The following is a 19,554-nucleotide window of genomic DNA, read 5'->3' on the forward strand; positions in this document are numbered from 1 at the left end:
AGGAAACACCGTTTCTTTTTATCTGTAAAAAAAAAAGCGAACCGCTTTCTTCATCAGGAAGAGCGTCCCGAGAGGATCGGACACCTTTTCTGATCCCCGTCATATCGACAGGCGGTTTCGCCCCAAACAACCTTTTGGGGCCAGCCCCCTCTACTTCTATTAAATCATCGCGCCTCCATTTTTTCAATGAATTTTTTGAATTTGACGATCATTTTGTTCATTCTGTCTCTTTCACCATCACGCCAACTCGCTGCTCGAGCAGCTGGATGACGGCTGACATATCCAAATCGGCCAGTCCGGCGGCGATGGCTTCGGCAAACGCTTTTTCTGCTGGAATGCCGAGCCGGCGGCCGAGGCCGATTTCATCCATCAACTCGTTCGCCAAGCGCACGTCTTTATGTACGTATTTCACCGCCCCGCCGGGAGTGAATCGACGCGGCAGCACAAACTGCTCCATATGGCGGCGCAGCATCCGGCTGTCTCCGTAGCTTTCTTTTAATAGCCGATACAGCTTCCCGGCGTCGAGCCCGTAAGCGACGCCGGCGACCATCGCTTCCGCCGCGGCGACCGAATGGACGGCGACCAAGTACTGGTTGATCGCTTTGGCTGCGCTGCCGGCGCCGCTTTCTCCTAAATATTCGACCGTTTTTCCCAACGCGCCAAGCAGCGGGCGCACCTGCTCCCACGCCGCTTGATCGCCGCCGACCATCATCGTGAGCGTTCCTTGTTCCGCCCCTTCCGGCCCGCCGCTGACCGGCGCATCCAAATAGGCGACGCCGCGCTGACGGGCCTGTTCGGCCACAAGCCGGCTCGTCTTGGGGCCTACGGTTGTAAAATCGAGGCAAACCGTTCCCGGACGGGCCGCCTCGAGAATGCCGCCTTCCCCTGTGTACATATTGATGACATCATCCGGCATCGACAAGCATGTGCAAATGACATCCGCCCCGCCGGCCAGTTCTGCCACTGTCGCCGCCTGTCGGGCACCAAGGTTGACAAGCGGAACCGCTTTTTCTGGCGTACGGTTGTACACCGTGACATTGAATCCCGCTTCCAGCAGGCGTCTGGCCATGCGCGAGCCCATCACGCCCAAGCCGATAAAGCCGACGCGTATCATCGTCCTCCTCCTTCCTGACGACGATATTCCTCATACCAGCCCAAACTTTCGCTGCTTTCCCGCGATGGAATGTACTCAAGGCCAATCGCTCCATTGTAGCCGCGCTTTTGCAAAAAGGCGAACATCTCGCGATACGGCAGCGCCCCCGTCCCCGGCTCGTGCCGCCCGGGGGCATCGGCGAATTGGACATGGGCAATGAGCGGCTCGTAAGCAGCAAACGTGGCCGCCACATCGAAGCCAAGCCGCGCCATATGATAGATGTCATACTGCAGCTTGATGTTCGGCCGGCCGAGATCGCGGATGATCGCCGCTGCTTCGGCAATGTCCGTTAAAAAGTAGCCGGGCATATCGAACGGATTGATCGGTTCAATCATCAGCGTCAACCCATGAACCGCAAGCGCTGCTGCCGCTTCGTCGATGCGGCGCATATACGTTTCCTTCGCCTGCTCGCGCGCCATCTCCTTCGGCACAACTCCAGCCATGCAATGAAGATGCGGCACGCCAAGCTCAACCGCATAGCGCAGCCCCTCTTCCAGCGCCCGCTGAAACGCTTCATGACGATCGGGAAAAATCGCGAGTCCGCGCTCCCCCTTTTCCCAATCGCCCGCTGGCAAATTGATCAACAGAAGCGACAGTTCGTGTGCTGCCAACTCACAAGCAATCGCCTCCGGCGCCGCCGCATACGGAAACTGGCACTCTACCAATGAAAATCCGTGCTGCCTTGCCTTGGCAAACCGGGCGAGAAACGGCGTCTCCGTAAACACGGTCGATACATTGACGGCAAACTTCATCCTGTGACTCCTTCCCCCTTTGTTCTTTTTTGTTATTCTCCTCACTCCCCGCCGATTCCTGCTTCACCGCGTCTCCCCTTTCACACCGTAAAAAAAGAGCCGCACCATGTCTTCGACCAATCGCTCGTTATACAAGGAAGGGGGAATTTTTTCCGACAGCTCCCGCCATCCGTTCAAGTAAAGCAACAGCGCCTCGAATGACGAAAAACGAGCGCTGTCGTTATCCGGCGGAGCCACCGTTCTGTTTTACAGCTTGGATCTCATCGGCAAGCTGGCCGAGAAAGCCGAATGGCTCCGATATGGATCGATCTTTGCCGCCTTCGAGCCTGGAAACATCGCCCAAGGCCAAGCGGAATGGCTCCCTGTCTCCCTGTTGTTATTCGCGCTCGGCACCCTCGGCTATACGGCAGGGATTGGCCTGTTTGCCAAGCGCGACTTGCCGCTTTGATCCGTGCCCTCGTCATAGAAAAAAAGGGCTGCTCCTTTTGGCAGCCCTTTTCGATGCTCAATCGTCATCGCTGGCGAAAAAACGCAAAATGTAGACAAACAAGTTGATGAAATCAAGGTAAATATTGACGACAATCATCGGAATGTCCGCTTCCGTAAAGCCATAGCGGGCCAAACGGTTGATGTCGTAAATCGTAAAGCCAAGGAAAATCAAAATCCCTAACGCCGCCACTCCCATTTGCCCGACGCTCGAGAACGGGATGAACCATTGAATGATCAACAAGCCAAGGAGCGCAAACGCGCCAAGCATCAAAAATCCGCCGAGGAACGAAAAATCTTCTTTCGTTCGCGCCGCGTAAATGGCAACGCCCGTAAACGAGACCACCGCTAGGGCAAACGCTTTGAACACCGCCGCCGCGCCGATGATGGAAATGTAATAGCCGATGAGCGGATAAAGCGTCGCCCCCGAGACAAACATAAAGGCAAACATGAGCGGATAGCCGACCGCTTTTTTGCTGCGGGCGAAGATCATCACCAAAAGCAAAATGAGTTCAAGCGCATAAAGCGGCAAATAAAGGCCGGCCGGCACCCATTGCCCGGCGTACAGCCCTGCGGTCGCGACGGCCAACGCCGCGAGAAATGAAACCGCCAACTTCGCCACCGGGCTGTGCGGACGATAAACGGTCGAATGATTCATGGCAACCCCCTCCTTTTTCTTTCTAGTTTAACATATGTTTGTTTCTTGTCACAGTCCCCTCTTTTTTCCGCCGCCATAGCCATCGCGCCATCCTTCTCCGCCGCCCCGCATTGGCCAACGTTCGATCCGTTGAAACCAGCGGGTCGCGAACAGTTTTTTCAGCACTGGCGGGACGACGAACAGGATGAAGAAAATGCGGAACATTTGGTAGCTCGTCACGATCGCAAGGCTCGCGCGCGCTTCCTGCGCCAAAATCCCCATCTGATCCATGCCGCCTGGCGCCAAAGCGATGAAGGCGGTCAAATAAGGGACACCGTGCCAGCTTGTCAGCACAAACGCGGAAGCCATAGAAAACAAAATAAGGAAAAAACCGGTGGAAGCCGCCGCAAGCATCATGTTCCGTTTCTCCTTCATACCAGCCGGCTTAAGCGTGAAACCGAGATACGCCCCCATCGTCATTTGCGCGATGTCCAATATCGGCGCCGGCAAGTCCGGCGCCGGCACCCCAGCGATCACCAGCGCCGCCGTCCCGATGATCGGGCCAAGCAAATACGCGGTCGGCAGTTTTAGGCGCTTGCCAACGAGTGCGCCGGCAACGGTAACGATGAAATACAATAAAGCAAGGCCCACCGTCCAATCCGGCCCTTGCTCGGTTCCAGCATCCGCAGCCGCTCCGGAGCTGCCGGAAAACATCGGGCCTAAAGCGATAAGCGGAACAAGAAAGACAACGCCCATAAGGCGCGTCACTTGAAAGAGCGTCACGACCGTTATGTCGACTCCTTTTAGCTCTTCGCCGAGAACGAGCATTTGCGACAACCCGCCAGGGATGCTGCCGGTGACGATCGAGCGGAGCGGAATGCCGGTTATGCGCGCCGCCGCACAAGAGAGCAGAAAGCTAAACAATAAAATCAACACTGTCGCCAACAACATTGACGGCAGCTGTCGGCCCATCTCAGCGAGCGTCGCCGCCGTCATCGATGTGCCGAGCGTATAGCCGATCGGGATGAGCCCGGCGTTGCGAATCGCCATCGGCCAATACAGCTTGCCTTTCAAAAAATGCTCCGCTATCAGCAACACCGCCGCCGGACCAAGCACCCAGTGAAGCGGGACGCGCAAAAGTGCAAATCCGATGCCGCCTGACGCTGCGATCACAAACGTCAAGGCGATGCGCATCAGGTTGTTCTTCCCTTGTTGTCCTCCCGAAGCCAAATGGAACACTTCCCTCCGCCTTTAGTGAGCGACCGTTACCGAACGATTTGAGGGCGGCGCTTGGGCAAAAAGGGACAGCAACAGCCGCTTTACGATTGATAAACGAAGAAACGGCAAACAAAAACATTCCTCTCCTGTTTGGCGGAGAGGAATTCTTCGCTTGCCCACGAACGGCAAGGAAACGTGCCGTCATCTTTTGCGCCCTTCGCTTAATCGGCAAATAAATCAGATGACAAATACCGCTCGCCGGAGTCCGGCGCCATGCAAAGGACGCGGGCGCCTTTCGGGAGCTGCTCGGCCACTTTGATGGCGTAATAGGCGCTCGCCGCGGCCGAAGCGCCGACCAACACGCCTTCCTTCGCCGCCAGTTTGCGCGCCATCTGCTGGGCATCCTCATCTTTGATCAAAAAAATGTCATCATAAATCGAGCGGTTTAAAATTTTCGGGATAAACCCCGGACCCGTGCCGGGAATTTTGTGCGGCCCCGGCTTGCCGCCCGACAAGACGGGCGAGCCGTACGGTTCAACGACATAAATGCGCAAATTCGGGATCCGCTTTTTCAATTCTTCTCCTGTTCCCGTCACCGTTCCCCCGGTGCCGGCGGTGAGCACGAACGCATCGAGCCGCCCAGCGAACGCTTCGTAAATTTCCACCGCCGTCGTATGCCGATGCGCGTCCGGATTGGCCGGATTTTCAAACTGCATCGGGATGAAGCTGTCCGGAATTTCGCGGGCGAGCCGGTTCGCCTCATCGATCGCTCCTTGCATCCGTTTCTCCGCCGGCGTCAAATAGACTTCGGCCCCGTACGCCTTTAAAATTTTCACCCGCTCGACCGTCGCGTTCTCCGGCATCGTGATGATGCAGCGATACCCGCGGGCGGCGCACACCATCGCCAAGCCGATGCCGGTGTTGCCAGATGTCGGTTCAATGATCGTGCTTTTTCCCGGCGCAATTTTCCCTTCCGCCTCGGCGCGGCGGATCATTTCCCAAGCCGGCCGATCTTTGACACTGCCACCTGGGTTAAACGATTCAAGCTTTATGTATACATCCGCCCCGTTCGGGTCCGGAAGGCGGCGCAGCCTGACCATCGGCGTGCCGCCGATCAAATCCAAAATGGACTCATACAGTTTCACAGCATTCCCCAACCTTTTGAAAGAGATTTCTGACTGTTTCATTATACATGATGCGTCCTTGTTTATTCAAACCATCGGCGCTGTTTCATGGCAGCGGACATAGACATTCCCCTATGGCTCGTGAAAAACGGATGTTTCTTTTAAACGATGGGGGAAGGTGTGAAAGGCCATTCTGATGCGACAGGGTTTTTCGATTTGAGAAACGAGGTTGGTAAGCGGCCTGCTTCCTTATATCACCACCTTCCCCCTGCTTTGTCGCCAAAGTGCCGTGCGCAGCGCACAGACGATTTTCCCCCTGTTCTCGGCCGATGTTCCCTCTTATAATGAAAGTAACAGCACGTGATCGAAAGTGAGGTGGCCTTTTTGGCAACGATCGCACAGCAGCTCGTCACCCATTTGGAAGCCCAGTTGCCCTGCTTTCTGGTCGAATGGCGGCAACAGATGAAAATTGCCAAAGATGATAAATATATCGATCTTGCCGAGCAAAACGGACTAGCCGTATTTGAACTTGTCAAAGAGGCGCTGCTCCGTTCGCCGTCCAGCGAGGCAGTGGAGTGCCTAGCCAACAAAATCGCCAAGGAACGGGCAGAAATGAACGCCGGCATCGGCGCGCTCGTCTACAATGTCAATCTAGGTCGGCGGCTCGTCATCCATCATGCGTTGACCGCGCCGCTATCCATCAGCGCGCTCGCACCGCTCATCGGCCATTTAAACGAACTGTTTGACCAATTTTTGTTTCATGCCGTCACGAAATACAGCGAACTAAAAGAGAAGGAGCTGCGCGAAAAAAACATGCTCATTGCCCGGTCGCATCAAGACCGACTGACCTTGCTCGGGCAAATGTCATCGAGCTTTGTCCATGAATTTCGCAACCCATTGACCGCTGTTATCGGGTTCATTCAGCTGCTAAAGTTTGAACATCCCGATCTTCCCTACTTAGACATTATCGACCATGAATTGCAGCAGCTGAAATTTCGCATTTCACAGTTTCTGCATGCCTCACGCAAAGAAATTGTCGAAAGTGAAAAGGAAACGTTTTCACTGCGCCGACTGTTAGAGGAAATCATCGACTTTTTATACGCGACGATCGTCGACTGCGATGTAAACATTTCGTTGGCGATCGATGAATCGATACATATTTTCGCCTATAAAGATCAGATTCGCCAAGTCGTAGTCAACATTTTGCTCAATTCGATCGAAGCGGTAAAAGAAAAGGAAAAACCGCGCCGTATCGAAATTGTCGCCCGCCGTCAAGATGCGGATATCATCATTGACATCGCCAACAACGGCCCGGCCATCCCCGCCGATATCGTCGAGACTATTTTTGAGCCGTTTTTTACGACCAAAAAATTAGGAACGGGCATCGGCCTTTACATTTGCAAAAACATCATCGCGGACCATGGCGGGGATATTTGCTGCTTTTCCAACGCCAATAGGACAACGTTTTCGATTCGTCTTCCTGCATCATCCCCCTTCCGATTGGGCATGATGGATGAAAAAAGGGGATGCTGATGAAATCGCAATGGAAGCGCTGGTTGGAACAGGCAGCAGGCGCCGTTCGCGAATGGGTTGGTCAGGAAACCCATTCATTCGCCGAGCTGGCTGAGCTGATCCGCCATCATCCTGATACCGTTCAGTCTGAACGGACATGGCTCGGCTTGACGTACCGATTTTACTCGCTGGCGCTCAAGATGGAAACAAACGAGGAGGTGAACACCATGCATCGCCGATGGAAGAGAGAGGCAGTCTTGAGTGCAGCCGCAGCTTTGGTCGTCATCGCCGCCATTAGTTTCCACCGGCCGGCGACCGAACAGAACGCCCCGGCCCCACCGCGGCTTGAGCCGTTTGACACCAAAGACAGGCGCACTCACCCGACCGTCGTCACCTTGGACAGTCTCAGCGCAGGCGAACAGCTGAAACAGCGATTGAACGGGCACCCGCGCATTCGGGAAATCCGCCACAACCGCCGCGGCGACCGAAGCCACTATTTTGCAAACGACATCATCGTCCGTTTCCGGACGATGCCGACCGATCGCGAGCTTGCGCAAATCGAGGCCGCCGTTGCCGGACGGCTTGTTCAACAGTTTGATCACGTGTTTGTCTTCCGTTCGCGCGAGCGGACATATGAAGAGATGCGCCGCTATTTCCGCACGATTCCAGCGGTCGACTATTGCGAACCGAACTACATTTACATGCAAAATGACCTTCGAGAAGCAGTGGAAAGGCCAAACGATTCGTTTTACGCCCGCTATCAATGGAATTTGCCCGCCATTGCTACGGAAGCGGGTTGGACGTTGTCGCGCGGCAGACGAACCGTACCTGTCGCCGTGATTGACAGCGGCGTCGATTTGACTCATCCCGATTTGGCCCGCCGCCTCGGTCCCGGGTACAACGTGTTGGCCAACGATCGTTTGCCGGCAGACGAAAACGGTCATGGCACCCATGTTGCTGGCATCATCGCCTCACAGCCAAACAACGGCGAGGGGATTGCTGGCATGACTTGGCTGAACCCGATTCTGCCCGTTAAGGCATTGAACGCCGATGGCTATGGAACAAGCATTGACGTGGCGAAAGGAATCCGTTGGGCGGTCGATCACGGCGCCAAAGTCATTAATTTGAGCCTTGGCAATTACCAACCTTCTTCGGTGCTGGAGGAAGCGATTCGTTACGCCGATCAACACGATGTCGTCCTTGTGGCCGCTTCCGGCAATGACAGCACGTCCCAGCCGAGCTTTCCGGCCGCTTACCCGGAAGTGATCAGCGTCGGGGCGGTAGACCCGGATCTTTCGTACGCGTTGTACTCCAACTATGGCGATTATGTCGATGTCGTCGCGCCCGGGACGAACATTGCCAGCACGTTTGCCGGACACCGGTACGCCGCCCTTTCCGGCACGTCGATGGCCGCGCCACACGTCGCCGCGCTCGCCGCTTTGATCCGCTCTATCAACCCGCGCCTCACCAACGACGAGGTGCGCCGCGTGATCATTCAGAGCGCCGTCGATTTAGGCGACCGCGGAAAAGACCCGTATTATGGTTATGGGTTGATTAACGTTTACCGTGCGCTTCAGCTGGCAAAAGCCTCCGCTTCCTAAGAAGCTGGAAAACGGGTGTTTGTCTTGAGCAAGGGGGAGCGTGTGAAAGACGATCCTGATGCGGCAGAGCTTTTCTATTTGAGAAACGGGGTTGAAAAGCAGCGTGCTCCGTTAAATCACCAGCCTTCTAAGCACCGCCATCCTGCGCTGTGCGGCCAACCATTGAATGGCGCAAAAAACGATGGGGCGTTGTTACCTCCCCATCGTTTTTTGATGTGTCAATATCGTCGTGACAATGCCGACAACGGTGACAACGACAAGCGAGTGAACAAATGGCACAGCATCGATGAGCAAGCTTCCGACCGAAATAATGCAAGCATCAATAACAAAGATAATGACTCCCACATTCCAGTTCGTCAATCTGGAAATAAACTGGGCAAGCAAGTCGGTGCCGCCCGTGCTCGTCTCTTCGCGCAGCATCACACCGATGCCCATACCGACGAACGTCCCGCCGATGACTGCGGCTAAGAGCGGGTCTACGGTCACAATGCCGCGCAACCCCGACAATACATCGATCATCCACGAGGAGAAAAGAAGGCCGTGCAAACTGTTGTAAAAAAACGGACGGTAATAAAACCAAGCCGCCAAATAAAGAGGAACGCTTAAGACGATCATCGTCAAGCCCGCTTGAACGTGCCAGACGTATTTGACGATCAGCCCAAGGCCGATCATCCCCCCGTCAAGCAAATGATGGGGAACGAAAAAAACGTTGATCCCGATGCCGAGCAGCACGCTTCCCCCAACGATTGCCGCCAGTTTTCGCATCACCATGGTCGATCCCTCCGCCCCATTGGCCATTCGGCCAGCCCAAAACGAACAACGTGTCCCAGTAGTATGTATATGGCTTTTGCCGGCCACGTTTGTCTCTTTTTTGCTGCGCCGGCGCGAAGAAACGGCGGATCGTTTAGCGGCTTGCGAACGAAAAATAAGAGGCTAGGCGTCAAGGCCTAGCCTCTTATTTTTGCGCTTTTGTCTCCTCGTCGTCATCGATGATGCCTTTGGTTGCGTTTTTAAATTCACGCAACGTCTTCCCGGCTGCCCGACCTAATTCCGGCAGCTTTTGCGGACCAAACATCAACAAAGCGAAAAAGACGATGAGCGCAATTTCTCCAAAGCCGATACTCATATTGGTCACTCCAATGTCCAACATCGTTTCTCAAGATATTATAGCATACCAAGGTCAGGCATGTCATCGTCTTTCCCTTTGGCGTTAATGATTTGTAACAGCTGCGTCATACCCTCGGTTTCATGCCGACCGTTTTTCACCCAATCATCACCTTTCTGTGGCAAACTCATGTCATGGACAGTGGCCATGTCGTTGACTCCCCTCAAAAAAAAGAGGATCATTCGAATTCGTGTAATACAGAAAGGAGGAGAAACACTATGAAGGAGCGGGATTACTATTTTGACAACGCCAAATGCGCGTTAATGCTCCTCGTCGTGTTTGGCCACTTTCTGCGCCCGTACATTGACGGCGTCTTATGGGTGCACAGCTTGTATACGTGGATCTTCTTCTTCCATATGCCGGCATTCATCTTCATTTCCGGCTACTTTGCTAAGCGATTCTATGAGCAAGGCTACTTGCCGAAAATCATGAAAAAGCTGCTGTTTCCGTACTTGTTGTTCCAGTTTCTTTACTCTATCTACTATTTCTTCCTGTACGATCAATCGTCGCTCGAACTCGACGTATTGACTCCGCATTGGAGCTTATGGTTTTTGCTTAGCCTGTTCAGTTGGAACGTTTTGTTGCTCTGGTTCGGACGGCTGCCAAAATGGGCGGCGCTGCCAGCCGCGCTTTTGCTTGGGCTTGCCGGCGGCATGATGGAAGCGGAAAAATGGTTAAGCTTGTCGCGAACGCTCACGTTTTTTCCGTTCTTTCTGCTCGGGTTTTTCACGCAAAAGTCGTTGATCGAGCGCTTGTTCGCTGTTCCTGTGCGTCTCGTCTCCCTTGCGGTGCTGGTCGGAATGTTCCTTCTGATTCACTTCGGCTTTCCGGACCTCCCGCAAGATTGGCTGTATGGTTCGAAATCGTACGATACGCTCGGCGTTTCCGAACCGACGGGCATCATGAACCGCCTCGTCATTTATGCGGCCAGCTTGGTAATGATGTTCAGCTTTCTGGCGCTCATCCCGAGCCGGCGCTTCTCCTTTTCCGTGCTCGGGGCGCGCACGTTTTACATCTATATCTTGCACGGGTTTATTTTAAAATATTTGCACGAAACGCCGTTCCCGGATTTTATTATGGATGTGCACGGCTATCCGCTACTGCTCGGCTTGTCGATCGCCGTGATGCTCATCCTCGGCAGCCAGCCGGTCATCCGGCTCGTGCGGCCGCTGTTGGAATGGCGGCTGCCGAAGTGGCGGCAGACCGCGTCATAGCGTGCAAAAAGGGTGTCCCGCAACAGATCGGGACACCCTTTTCCATGCCTTCTTGGCGAACATGTTGGTCGAGGAACTGAAAGCGCCCCCAACGGATCGAGACGCTCTTTTTTCCATGCCATCTATACGTGCTGACTCCTTCGAACGAGTCGCTCGTGAAGGCGGACGATTTTTCAGCTCGCCCTCGCTTGTAACAGTCTCGCCGCCGGTTTAGCGCGAGCGGGCGGCTTGCACCGCCGCGGCCAGCGCGGCCGCCACCGCTTTTGGCTCCGAAGCGGAAGCGATGGCGCTAATGACGGACACACCGTCCGCTCCGGCTTCAATGACCGCTTGCGCATTGTCAACCGTGATGCCGCCGATGGCGACAATCGGAATCGCGATTCCTTGTTCGCGCAAGGATCGGAGAATCTCCGGTCCTTGCGCCTCGTTCGCATCTTCTTTCGAGCGGGTCGGATAAATCGGACCGACGCCGATGTAGTCGGCGCCCGCCTCAATGGCCGCTCTCGCCTCCTCGACATTATGAGCGGAAACGCCAAGAATTTTGTCGCCGATCTTCTCCCGCACGCGCCGGGCGTCTTCATCGTCTTGGCCGACATGAACGCCGTCGGCATCAATGGCGATGGCCAGCTCGACATCATCGTTGACGATCAGCGGCACGCCATGCGCGCGGCAAAGCCGCTGCAGCTGCCGAGCCAGCGCTTCCTTTTCTGCCCCCTGTAAAGCTCCCGCTCCCTTTTCGCGAAATTGAAACAGCGTCACGCCGCCGTCAAGCGCTTCTTTCAACACGTCGACAGCCGGCCGCTCGCTGTTTTGGCTTCCCATAATGAAGTAAACGGCCAGCCGCTTTTTCATCTCCTCCCTCGCGATGCGCGCCATCGACCTCACTCCCCGTATTGCCGGTAAGCCCAATGATTCGTCGGCCCGTGTCCATGGCCGATGCCGAGCGGATGGGCGATCGCTGATTGCACAAACGCTTTCGCCGTCCCGACGGCATCGACCGGGTGTCTTCCTTTTGCCAGCTCAGCCGCCACCGCTGCGGCGAACGTGCAGCCGGTTCCGTGCGTATGACGCGTATCAATCCGCTTACTTTTAAAATACGAAAATTCGCTGCCGTTATACAAAAGGTCAACCGTCTCCTCGCCCTCATCGTCATGGCCGCCTTTCACGACGACATAGCGGGCGCCCATGCGGTGGAGAAGGCGCGCGGCTTCGCGACGGTCATCCATCGTCCGGATCGCAACACCCGTTAGCGCTTCCGCTTCCGGAATGTTCGGCGTAATGACAAGCGCCAACGGCAACAGCGCCTCTTTCAGCGCCGCCACCGCCTCTTCCTGCAACAGCGGCGCACCGCCTTTGGCGATCATCACCGGGTCGACGACCACCCGCTCCCATTGATGCTTTTTCACTTGTTCGGCAACGGTGCGGATGATCTCAGCGCTAAAGAGCATACCCGTTTTGACCGCATCTGCCCCTAAATCCGTCGCCACCGATTCGATTTGGGCGGCAACGGCTTCCGCCGAGAGCGGATAAACTCCTTGAACGCCGAGCGTATTTTGCGCGGTCACCGCCGTAATCGCCGACATGCCGAAGACACCGAGCTCTTGGAACGTTTTCAAGTCGGCCTGAATGCCGGCGCCACCACCGCTGTCCGACCCAGCAATCGTCAACGCTTTATAGACGGTCATCGTTCTTCCTCTCCTTTTCCCTTACCGTTGTTCGACCCGGCCGGTACGCTTCACATCATCGGCTGTCGTATGCGCGAGCGCATCCAAAAACGCTGCTTGGAAGCTGCCCGGGCCGCGCTCTCCCGCCTCCGCAGCCGCCCGTTCCGCCGCAACGCCATAATACGTAAGCGCCGCCACCGCCGCCTTGACCGCATCGCGCTCAACGGCCGCAAACGCTCCGATGACCGACGTCGCCAAACAGCCGGTGCCTGTCACTTTCGTCAGCAGCGGGTGCCCATTGCCGACCACATAGACGGCTTGCCCATCGGTGACGACATCTTCTTTTCCCGTAATCGCCACGACGGTGCCAAGCTCGGCGGCCGCCCGTTTGGCCAAAGCGACCACATCTCCGCTTCCTTGACCGGCATCAACCCCTTTAATCATCCACGGTTCACCGATCATATTGGCGATCTCCGCCGCATTGCCGCGTACAACCGCGAGTTTGATCTGTTCGGCGATACAGCGCGCCGTCTCCGTTCGGTAGTTGGTCGCTCCGACACCGACCGGATCGAAAATGACGGGTACGCCAGCCTCGTTGGCCGCCCGCCCGGCCATAAGCATCGCCTCGACTTCGGCCGCGTTCAACGTTCCGATATTCAACACGAGCGCCCCGGCGAGCTTCGCCATCTCGGCCACTTCCTCTTTCGCATACGCCATCACCGGCGAAGCGCCGAGCGCTAAGAGTCCGTTCGCCGTAAAGTTCGTCACGACGACATTCGTGATATTGTGGACGAGCGGATTCGCTTTTCGCACGCGCTCAAGCAGCTCCGCCCCTTCATACCCATGGCTCATTCCCGAATCCATCCCCCTTTTCACTCGACCTTTTTACCGCTGTCTCCGGCTTAGCAGCGCCAACATCACAGCAATCTTCCTGCTAACGAAGCCAGCCATTCGTCCCATCCATCAGTCTACTCTTTCTTTTTTTCAATTGCAAGAAAAGAAAAAAAGCGGCTGTCAACACCGCCTGATTTACTACTTCTTCAACGGCCCTCCCGCCGGTTTCACCGCTTCGAGCTCATCGGCCGCCGATGATAGCCGCTGCGGGAGCGGCCAGTTCCACAGATCGAGATCAACGATATAGCGCGGCCGCCGTTTTGTTTCTTTATACATTTTCCCAATATATTCACCGATCAGCCCGAGCGCCATCAGCTGCAAGCCGCCTAACAGCCAAATGGAGGTAATGAGCGATGTCCACCCTGTCGCCGTATGCCCGGCCCATTTAAGAAAAAGGAAGTAGGCTCCAAAGGCGAGGCTGATGACAAAAGAGAACAACCCAATGAGCGAAATAAAGCGAATCGGGGTGACGCTAAACGAGGTCACTCCATCAAGAGCAAACGAAATCATCTTTTTCAACGGATATTTCGTTTGCCCGGCCAGCCGCTCCTTCCGATTGTAATAAACGGCCGTTGACCGGAAGCCAAGGAGCGGGACGATGCCGCGCAAAAACAAGTTCACTTCCCCAAACTGTTCCAGCGCGTCAACCGCCCGGCGGCTCATGAGGCGGTAGTCGGCATGATTGTAAACGAGGTCGACGCCAAACATCTTCATTAACCGATAAAATCCTTGGGCGGTATGGCGTTTAAACCACGTATCTGTGTCGCGCCGCCAGCGCACGCCGTAAACGATATCATAGCCTTGGCGAAACTTTTGTACAAACTCGCGAATGGCCGACACATCGTCTTGCAAGTCAGCGTCGATCGAAACGAGGCAATCGGCGTGCGCTTTCGCCGCAAACAGTCCGGCCAACAGCGCGTTTTGGTGGCCGGCGTTGCGCGCCAATTTCAGCCCCTTCACTTCCGGGTAGCGCAAGCTCGCCTTGTAAATGAGTTTCCACGTGCTGTCGCGGCTGCCGTCATCGACGAACAGGAGCGCACTTTTTGGCGAAATGAGCCGCTCTTCGATCAGCTCTTCGCGCAACGCCCGCAAGCGGCCGATCGTCTCCGGCAGCACTTCCTCCTCATTGTAGCACGGCACCACAATAGCCAAGATCGGGTCAGACATGTCATCTTCCTCCTTCCCGCACCACTTTGTATAAGTAGATCGTCCAAGCCGATTCATCAGAGCGGAACACCCGTTCAAGCCGAAGGGCGTTTTCCGCTGCGTTTTCCATCGGCAGCGCCGACAATATGTAGCGCCCGCCCATCTCGTAAAACGCCTCCGTGTTCAATTCAAGATGGCGGATCGTCCGTTTCGAGTTTTTCGTAAACATATAGCGCTTGCCGAGCTCATCGACGAACAAGTAGCAGCGCCCGCCCCACTCATCGAAATACTCGCGTAGTTTTTTGTTTTTTTCGAGTTCTTTGGCAATGATGCGGCGGAAGCGGTATTTATATTCCAACGGATAGAAATTGTTGTACGTATCAAGTGTGTAAAAGCCGTTGTATTGCGCGATCGCCGGATGGATGCCAATGCTGGCGACGCGGTATGTATGCACAGGGCGGCCGATATACTCGCGGATGGCCGCAAACTGCTTTTCGGCGTAAAATTCGCGAAACGACGGTTGATTTCGGTAGACGATTTGCTCGTTGTACGAGATGAGCACCACCAGCTGCAAACCGATGGCCGCCGCACCGACCGCCCGCCACTTTCGTCCTTCCTGCCAAACAATTTTCAGCGCCATCGCAAACAAGACATAAATGACCATCGGGCGCAAGAAATGATAGCGGGCAAAATTGAACTTATCGAGCAAATCAAATCGTTCGGTGAGCGGCAGCCATCCTTTGTAAAACCAAAACGCGTACCACGTAGACAAGGCAACGTTCAGCACGTGCAGCACGATAAACGTCGTTTCCTGCCGCCAACGCTTCCGTTTCCAAACGAAATACAAGGCAATCAACGTCACCGGCAAGATGACAAGCCCATGCACGGTCATCACATGCGTGTGCCCGAGCACGTAGTTTTTGAACGTCAAGCGGATGACGCGCCAAAGCGGCAAACGGGCGTGGAAATACTCGTCACGGCTCGTCGGTTCATCAGAAAACAACAACGAATGAACGAGCCGGTAATCGACCGCCAAATAGAGCGTTGTCATATAGGCGATCGCCGCCAAAAACCGCCAGTTCCAGCCTTTGCCGCGGATGACGTCCACAAGCCACCAAACACCGAGCGCGCTTAAGAAAAAGAAAAAGCCGAGAACAAAACTGGAATACAGCGGCAAGAACGTCAACACCGCCCAGTTCACCCATGAGCGCTCGCCGTTGCGGATGTTGAAAAACGCCCAAAGCGCAAGCGGCATGCCGAGCGTGCTTAACATGCCCGACGGCCAAAACGGAGTCAGCGCAAACGTCAACGCAGCACCGATGCGAATCCATAGCCAACGCCGGTCTGGCAAGACATGCGTTTTCAACAACAAATCCATGCCGATGAACGCAAAAACGCGAGTGATCGCTTGGCTCATTCCGTAGGCATACACGGACGGAAACAACGCATGGAGCCAAACGATGCCGCTGAATTCCGTGCCGAACGCGTTGCGCGGCAGCCCGTTCATGATTTGCGGAATGATCCCATCGACCGGCCCGAACAATTCGCCGCTGCGGGCGAGCACTTTATACCAAGCGATGTTCGAGTCCAAATTGTCGTGAACGCGCAGATGGGCATCTTCACCGAGGACAAAATACGGCGACACGTACAAGGCGATGGCAAGCAGTGAGAAGAACAGGAGTCGCTTTTCAATCGCCGGCACCTTTTCTCCTCCTTTCGCCCGGCTCATGTCTTTCCTTATTTTTCAACACATCAGGAAAATTATTCATGATGGTGGAAAAAAACGGGTGTCAAATAAAACCCCGCTGGCGGCTCGGCTAAGCCAAGCGGCAGCGGGGGCGTCTTCATCTTCTCAACGTGGTACAAACGAATTTGGCGCGGGCTCTGTTCCCCATTTGTGCGCGGAACGACCGCGGAGATGGCATCCCTCTCGTCAACTGCACGGCCTGTGCCCTAGGAGTGGGTGGGGCTGGCCCCAAAAGCATTCGAAATCCGTCTCATTAAATGCCACGGCCGATGTCCTAAAAGGAGCGGGGCGCCGTCCCCAGCCCCGGCTCAAGGAACGGGACGGCCCGGATAGGCGCCTTTCCATTCACCCGCGTCAAGCGGAGAACAAGGCGGCCGGATTGCGGATAAATATTTGCTCCAGCTCCTTGTCGCCAATCCCTTCGTTTTTCAACGCCGGGAGGATGTTTACAAACAAATGCTCGACATGCCAATTTTTCATCATTTCCGCAAACGGCTCCGGCAGCGTGAACGGGCGGCCGAGCCAAAGGTTGACCGTATCATGGGAAAGCATGATCCGATCGGCATATCCGTCGCGGAGAAGGGCGAGCAACGTCTGCACCCGCTCCTCGTCCGTCGGTGCGCCGACCATCCCTTGAATGCCGAAACGGTCAAAAGCGATGTAAACGCCATAAGCAAGCGTCTTTCGATGGTAGTCCGGGTCAGTGTTGCCGCACATATGGCCGATGACGATTTTTTTCGGATCGGCGCCGTGCTCAAGCAAATAGGCGGCTTGCTCCGGCCCCATCGTTCCTTCTTGCGTGTGAGTGATGATGACCGCGCCCGTTTCTTTTTGCGCGCGGGCGGCAGCGCGGAAAAACAGCTTCTCATACTCGGTGATGCGCCCTTTGCTCGAGGCGAGCTTAATGACGCCGGCTTTGATCCCCGTGCCGGCGATGCCTTCGGTCAATTCGGCCATAAACATATCATAAATATCGTCCTCAGCGGTACCGAGCAGCTGACGGAACTTGAAATACGGCGGCGCCCCTTCCCCTTCATAGTAATAGCCGGTGGCGCAAATGATGTTCAGTCCGGTTTCTTCAGCGACGCGCCGCAAAAACGCCGGATTGCGCCCGCAGTCGTTCGGCGTCGGGTCCACGACCGTTTGGACGCCGTGCCGTTTCATTTTCTCGGCCGCTTCGATCGCCACGCGCAGCGCTTCGTCTTCGCGGAATGGGCCGCGCGTCACATCGCCTTGAAACCCCGGATAACCGAAGAGGAAATGCTCATGGATGAGCGTTTTGCCGAGCTGATCCGCCGGCACCGGACCAAGAACCGTCTCGACCGTCTTCGCCATCAGGCGTTCGCCCCTTTCCCCGCTTTTTCATATTCCTCTTCCTGCAATTTTCGCCAAAGCAGCTTGCCGCTTGACGTCATCGGCAGCGACCGACGGAACTCAACGAGGCGCGGATATTTGTACGCCGCCATTTGCGTTTTCGCCCACTCGATGATCTCCTCTTCCGTCACGTTGCCCACATACTCGTCGTGAAGGACGATAAACGCTTTGACCGTTTCGCCGCGGCGCGGATCCGGCACACCGACGACGCACGCCTGCTGGACGGCCGGATGTTTGTAAAGGAGCGATTCAACCTCAGTCGGCCACACTTTATACCCGGAAGCGTTGATCATCCGCTTGACGCGGTCAACGATGAAAAAGTAACCTTCCTCATCCATCCGCCCGATGTCGCCGGTGCGGAAAAACCGCTTGCCATCCAATTCGATGAACGCCTCTTCCGTTTCCTTCTCACGCCGGTAATAACCGCGGAACACTTGCGGGCCATGGACAACGATTTCCCCGATCTCGCCAACGCCGAGCTCTCGGCCGGTCGCCGGGTCGATGATGCGCGCGTCGACATCGAAAGCCGGCACGCCAAGGCATTGCAATTTCGGGCGATCCGGCGGATTGAAATGCGTCTGCGAAATGGTTTCCGTCAACCCGTAACCTTCAAAATAGCGAACGCCGGTAAGTTCGAACAATTTTTCCCCGACCGCTTCCGGAAGCGCCGCCCCGCCGCCGGAAATGCTGGAAAGCGAGGAAATGTCATACCGGTCAAGCGCTGGATTGGCCAAAAAGTCGATCAGCATCGTGCTGATGTTCACCCAATGCGTGCAACGGTACAGCTCGATCAACCGAGCGGCCGCATCCCGATCCCAGCGCGTCATGAGAACGATCGCTGCGCCGGCGAAAATCGGCGTATGCATGCTGTGAACCATGCCGGTAACGTGGAAAAACGGCAGCGTCGCCAGCGCGACCGAGTCGCTCGTCACATCGCCCCAATGGTAAGCGCCGACGATGTTCGCGTTCACCGTCCGGTGCGGGTGGATGCAGCCTTTTGGCACCCCGGTCGTCCCGGACGTGTACGGCAAAACGGCGATGTCATCGACATGGCCGTGGTATGGAAGCGGCGGCAATTGGGCGGCAAGGCAGTCTGTCCACAAACGAATTCGCTCATCGCGCCAACCTCGACGCGGCGCCGCCACTTCCGCCGGCAAGGCGACCGGTGATTCAGCGGACGCATAATTGGAGTACGCCGCGGCGATAACGTGCTCAAGCGGCGTCCGGCCGAAAAGCGGAACGACGTTATCAAGCAGCTCCTGTCCAACAAGACCGACTTTCGTGTCACAATCGTTGACGTAAAAGGACAGCTCTTCTGAGGTGTTCATCGGGTTGATCGGCACGACAATGGCTTCGGCGCGCAAAATGGCGTAGTAGGAGATGATAAATTGCGGAGAATTTTGCATGTACAACAGGACGCGGTCGCCCGGTTTGACGGACAGCGTTTGCTGCAAGTAGCCGGCAAGCGCGTTGACGTCATCAAGCAGCTGTTTGTACGAATACGCAGCGCCGTAATAGTAAAGGGCCGGTCTGTTTGGGTAGCGTTTCACCGTTGTTTCCAGATGGTCCACAAGCGTCGTCTCGGGCACAGCCAGCGTTTTCGACAACCGTTTTGGCCAGTACGGATAATGACGAGTATTCATCTCATCCCTCCTTATTTTTGGCGCGATCGCCGCCAGAACCGCTCTTAGGCCAAAGACAACGATGGTCAACGATGAGGTCCAAACCCATTCTGACCAGTTGGTATGCGGGCGGCTGTTTTTATTGTACACGCTTTCATTTTTATTTTCAATAATATTCAGAATATAAAATAACAAGATCTTCTCTGCGCTTACACGTCCATGCAGAGCCCCCCGCGCAAACGCGG

General features: G+C 55.6%; 20 protein-coding genes. 4 read left to right on the forward strand and 16 right to left on the reverse strand.

Going from position 1 to position 19,554, the window contains the following annotated elements:
* Positions 1 to 217: 217 nt before the first annotated feature.
* The 3 genes from NST29_RS10185 to NST29_RS10195 all read right to left on the reverse strand — a co-directional run bounded on the left by NST29_RS10185 (position 218) and on the right by NST29_RS10195 (position 2,142).
* On the reverse strand, positions 218 to 1,114 hold the full coding sequence (locus NST29_RS10185; protein WP_033017736.1) for an NAD(P)-dependent oxidoreductase: 897 nt from the start codon (positions 1,112 to 1,114) through the stop codon (positions 218 to 220).
* Positions 1,111 to 1,905, reverse strand: coding sequence for a hydroxypyruvate isomerase family protein (locus NST29_RS10190; protein WP_033017735.1), 795 nt, complete (start codon positions 1,903 to 1,905; stop codon positions 1,111 to 1,113). Before NST29_RS10190 ends, NST29_RS10185 begins: the two co-directional genes overlap by 4 nt.
* A gap of 63 nt (positions 1,906 to 1,968) precedes the next feature.
* The gene (locus NST29_RS10195) at positions 1,969 to 2,142 is read right to left on the reverse strand and encodes a hypothetical protein (RefSeq protein ID WP_200878260.1); all 174 of its coding nucleotides are present in this window, start codon (positions 2,140 to 2,142) and stop codon (positions 1,969 to 1,971) included.
* A 16-nt stretch (positions 2,143 to 2,158) separates the two neighbouring features.
* Between NST29_RS10195 and NST29_RS10200 the strand changes: the two genes are divergently transcribed.
* The gene (locus NST29_RS10200; RefSeq protein WP_033017734.1) at positions 2,159 to 2,353 is read left to right on the forward strand and encodes a hypothetical protein; all 195 of its coding nucleotides are present in this window, start codon (positions 2,159 to 2,161) and stop codon (positions 2,351 to 2,353) included.
* Between the two features lie 57 nt (positions 2,354 to 2,410).
* Here the strand turns inward: NST29_RS10200 and NST29_RS10205 are convergent, their stop codons facing one another.
* The 3 genes from NST29_RS10205 to cysK all read right to left on the reverse strand — a co-directional run bounded on the left by NST29_RS10205 (position 2,411) and on the right by cysK (position 5,391).
* Positions 2,411 to 3,049 carry a Bax inhibitor-1/YccA family protein gene (locus NST29_RS10205; protein ID WP_031409863.1) on the reverse strand — a complete coding sequence of 213 codons (639 nt, stop codon included), beginning with the start codon at positions 3,047 to 3,049 and terminating at the stop codon, positions 2,411 to 2,413.
* A 48-nt stretch (positions 3,050 to 3,097) separates the two neighbouring features.
* A complete protein-coding gene (locus NST29_RS10210; protein ID WP_033017752.1) occupies positions 3,098 to 4,258 on the reverse strand; it encodes an AbrB family transcriptional regulator in 1,161 nt (386 codons plus the stop codon).
* Positions 4,259 to 4,467: 209 nt separating this feature from the next.
* A complete protein-coding gene (cysK, locus tag NST29_RS10215) occupies positions 4,468 to 5,391 on the reverse strand; it encodes a cysteine synthase A (RefSeq protein ID WP_033017751.1) in 924 nt (307 codons plus the stop codon).
* Between the two features lie 363 nt (positions 5,392 to 5,754).
* Here cysK and NST29_RS10220 point away from each other — a divergent pair, with 363 nt between their 5' ends.
* A complete protein-coding gene (locus tag NST29_RS10220) occupies positions 5,755 to 6,903 on the forward strand; it encodes a histidine kinase N-terminal domain-containing protein (protein ID WP_051985032.1) in 1,149 nt (382 codons plus the stop codon).
* A gap of 206 nt (positions 6,904 to 7,109) precedes the next feature.
* Positions 7,110 to 8,483, forward strand: coding sequence for a S8 family peptidase (locus NST29_RS10225; RefSeq protein ID WP_033017749.1), 1,374 nt, complete (start codon positions 7,110 to 7,112; stop codon positions 8,481 to 8,483).
* Between the two features lie 192 nt (positions 8,484 to 8,675).
* On the opposite strand, the gene NST29_RS10230 is transcribed toward NST29_RS10225, so the two are convergent.
* The 3 genes from NST29_RS10230 to NST29_RS10240 all read right to left on the reverse strand — a co-directional run bounded on the left by NST29_RS10230 (position 8,676) and on the right by NST29_RS10240 (position 9,797).
* Positions 8,676 to 9,251, reverse strand: a complete 576-nt coding sequence (locus NST29_RS10230; RefSeq protein WP_033017748.1) for a YitT family protein — start codon at positions 9,249 to 9,251, stop codon at positions 8,676 to 8,678.
* A gap of 187 nt (positions 9,252 to 9,438) precedes the next feature.
* Entirely contained in the window at positions 9,439 to 9,609 is a 171-nt protein-coding gene (locus NST29_RS10235; protein ID WP_033017733.1) for a twin-arginine translocase TatA/TatE family subunit, read from the reverse strand.
* A gap of 38 nt (positions 9,610 to 9,647) precedes the next feature.
* Positions 9,648 to 9,797 carry a hypothetical protein gene (locus tag NST29_RS10240; protein WP_156102726.1) on the reverse strand — a complete coding sequence of 50 codons (150 nt, stop codon included), beginning with the start codon at positions 9,795 to 9,797 and terminating at the stop codon, positions 9,648 to 9,650.
* A 69-nt stretch (positions 9,798 to 9,866) separates the two neighbouring features.
* Between NST29_RS10240 and NST29_RS10245 the strand changes: the two genes are divergently transcribed.
* Positions 9,867 to 10,862 carry an acyltransferase family protein gene (locus NST29_RS10245; protein WP_033017732.1) on the forward strand — a complete coding sequence of 332 codons (996 nt, stop codon included), beginning with the start codon at positions 9,867 to 9,869 and terminating at the stop codon, positions 10,860 to 10,862.
* Between the two features lie 210 nt (positions 10,863 to 11,072).
* On the opposite strand, the gene thiE is transcribed toward NST29_RS10245, so the two are convergent.
* The 7 genes from thiE to NST29_RS10280 form a co-directional block, all read right to left on the reverse strand.
* A complete protein-coding gene (gene thiE / locus NST29_RS10250; RefSeq protein WP_033017730.1) occupies positions 11,073 to 11,738 on the reverse strand; it encodes a thiamine phosphate synthase in 666 nt (221 codons plus the stop codon).
* 5 nt (positions 11,739 to 11,743) lie between these two features.
* Positions 11,744 to 12,547 (reverse strand): bifunctional hydroxymethylpyrimidine kinase/phosphomethylpyrimidine kinase, encoded by an 804-nt coding sequence (thiD, locus tag NST29_RS10255; RefSeq protein WP_033017729.1) that lies wholly within the window; start codon positions 12,545 to 12,547, stop codon positions 11,744 to 11,746.
* Positions 12,548 to 12,568: 21 nt separating this feature from the next.
* Positions 12,569 to 13,378 (reverse strand): hydroxyethylthiazole kinase, encoded by an 810-nt coding sequence (thiM, locus tag NST29_RS10260; RefSeq protein WP_339232991.1) that lies wholly within the window; start codon positions 13,376 to 13,378, stop codon positions 12,569 to 12,571.
* Positions 13,379 to 13,558: 180 nt separating this feature from the next.
* On the reverse strand, positions 13,559 to 14,587 hold the full coding sequence (locus tag NST29_RS10265) for a glycosyltransferase family 2 protein (protein ID WP_172418538.1): 1,029 nt from the start codon (positions 14,585 to 14,587) through the stop codon (positions 13,559 to 13,561).
* A 1-nt stretch (position 14,588) separates the two neighbouring features.
* On the reverse strand, positions 14,589 to 16,268 hold the full coding sequence (locus NST29_RS10270; RefSeq protein WP_172418537.1) for a DUF6044 family protein: 1,680 nt from the start codon (positions 16,266 to 16,268) through the stop codon (positions 14,589 to 14,591).
* Positions 16,269 to 16,667: 399 nt separating this feature from the next.
* Positions 16,668 to 17,648: a phosphotriesterase-related protein gene (locus tag NST29_RS10275; RefSeq protein WP_172418536.1), complete on the reverse strand. Its 981-nt coding sequence runs from the start codon at positions 17,646 to 17,648 to the stop codon at positions 16,668 to 16,670.
* A complete protein-coding gene (locus tag NST29_RS10280; RefSeq protein ID WP_033018152.1) occupies positions 17,648 to 19,330 on the reverse strand; it encodes a long-chain fatty acid--CoA ligase in 1,683 nt (560 codons plus the stop codon). Before NST29_RS10280 ends, NST29_RS10275 begins: the two co-directional genes overlap by 1 nt.
* Between the last annotated feature and the right edge of the window lie 224 nt (positions 19,331 to 19,554).

This window comes from Geobacillus sp. FSL W8-0026 (assembly GCF_037966255.1).
GTDB lineage: Bacteria > Bacillota > Bacilli > Bacillales > Anoxybacillaceae > Geobacillus > Geobacillus icigianus.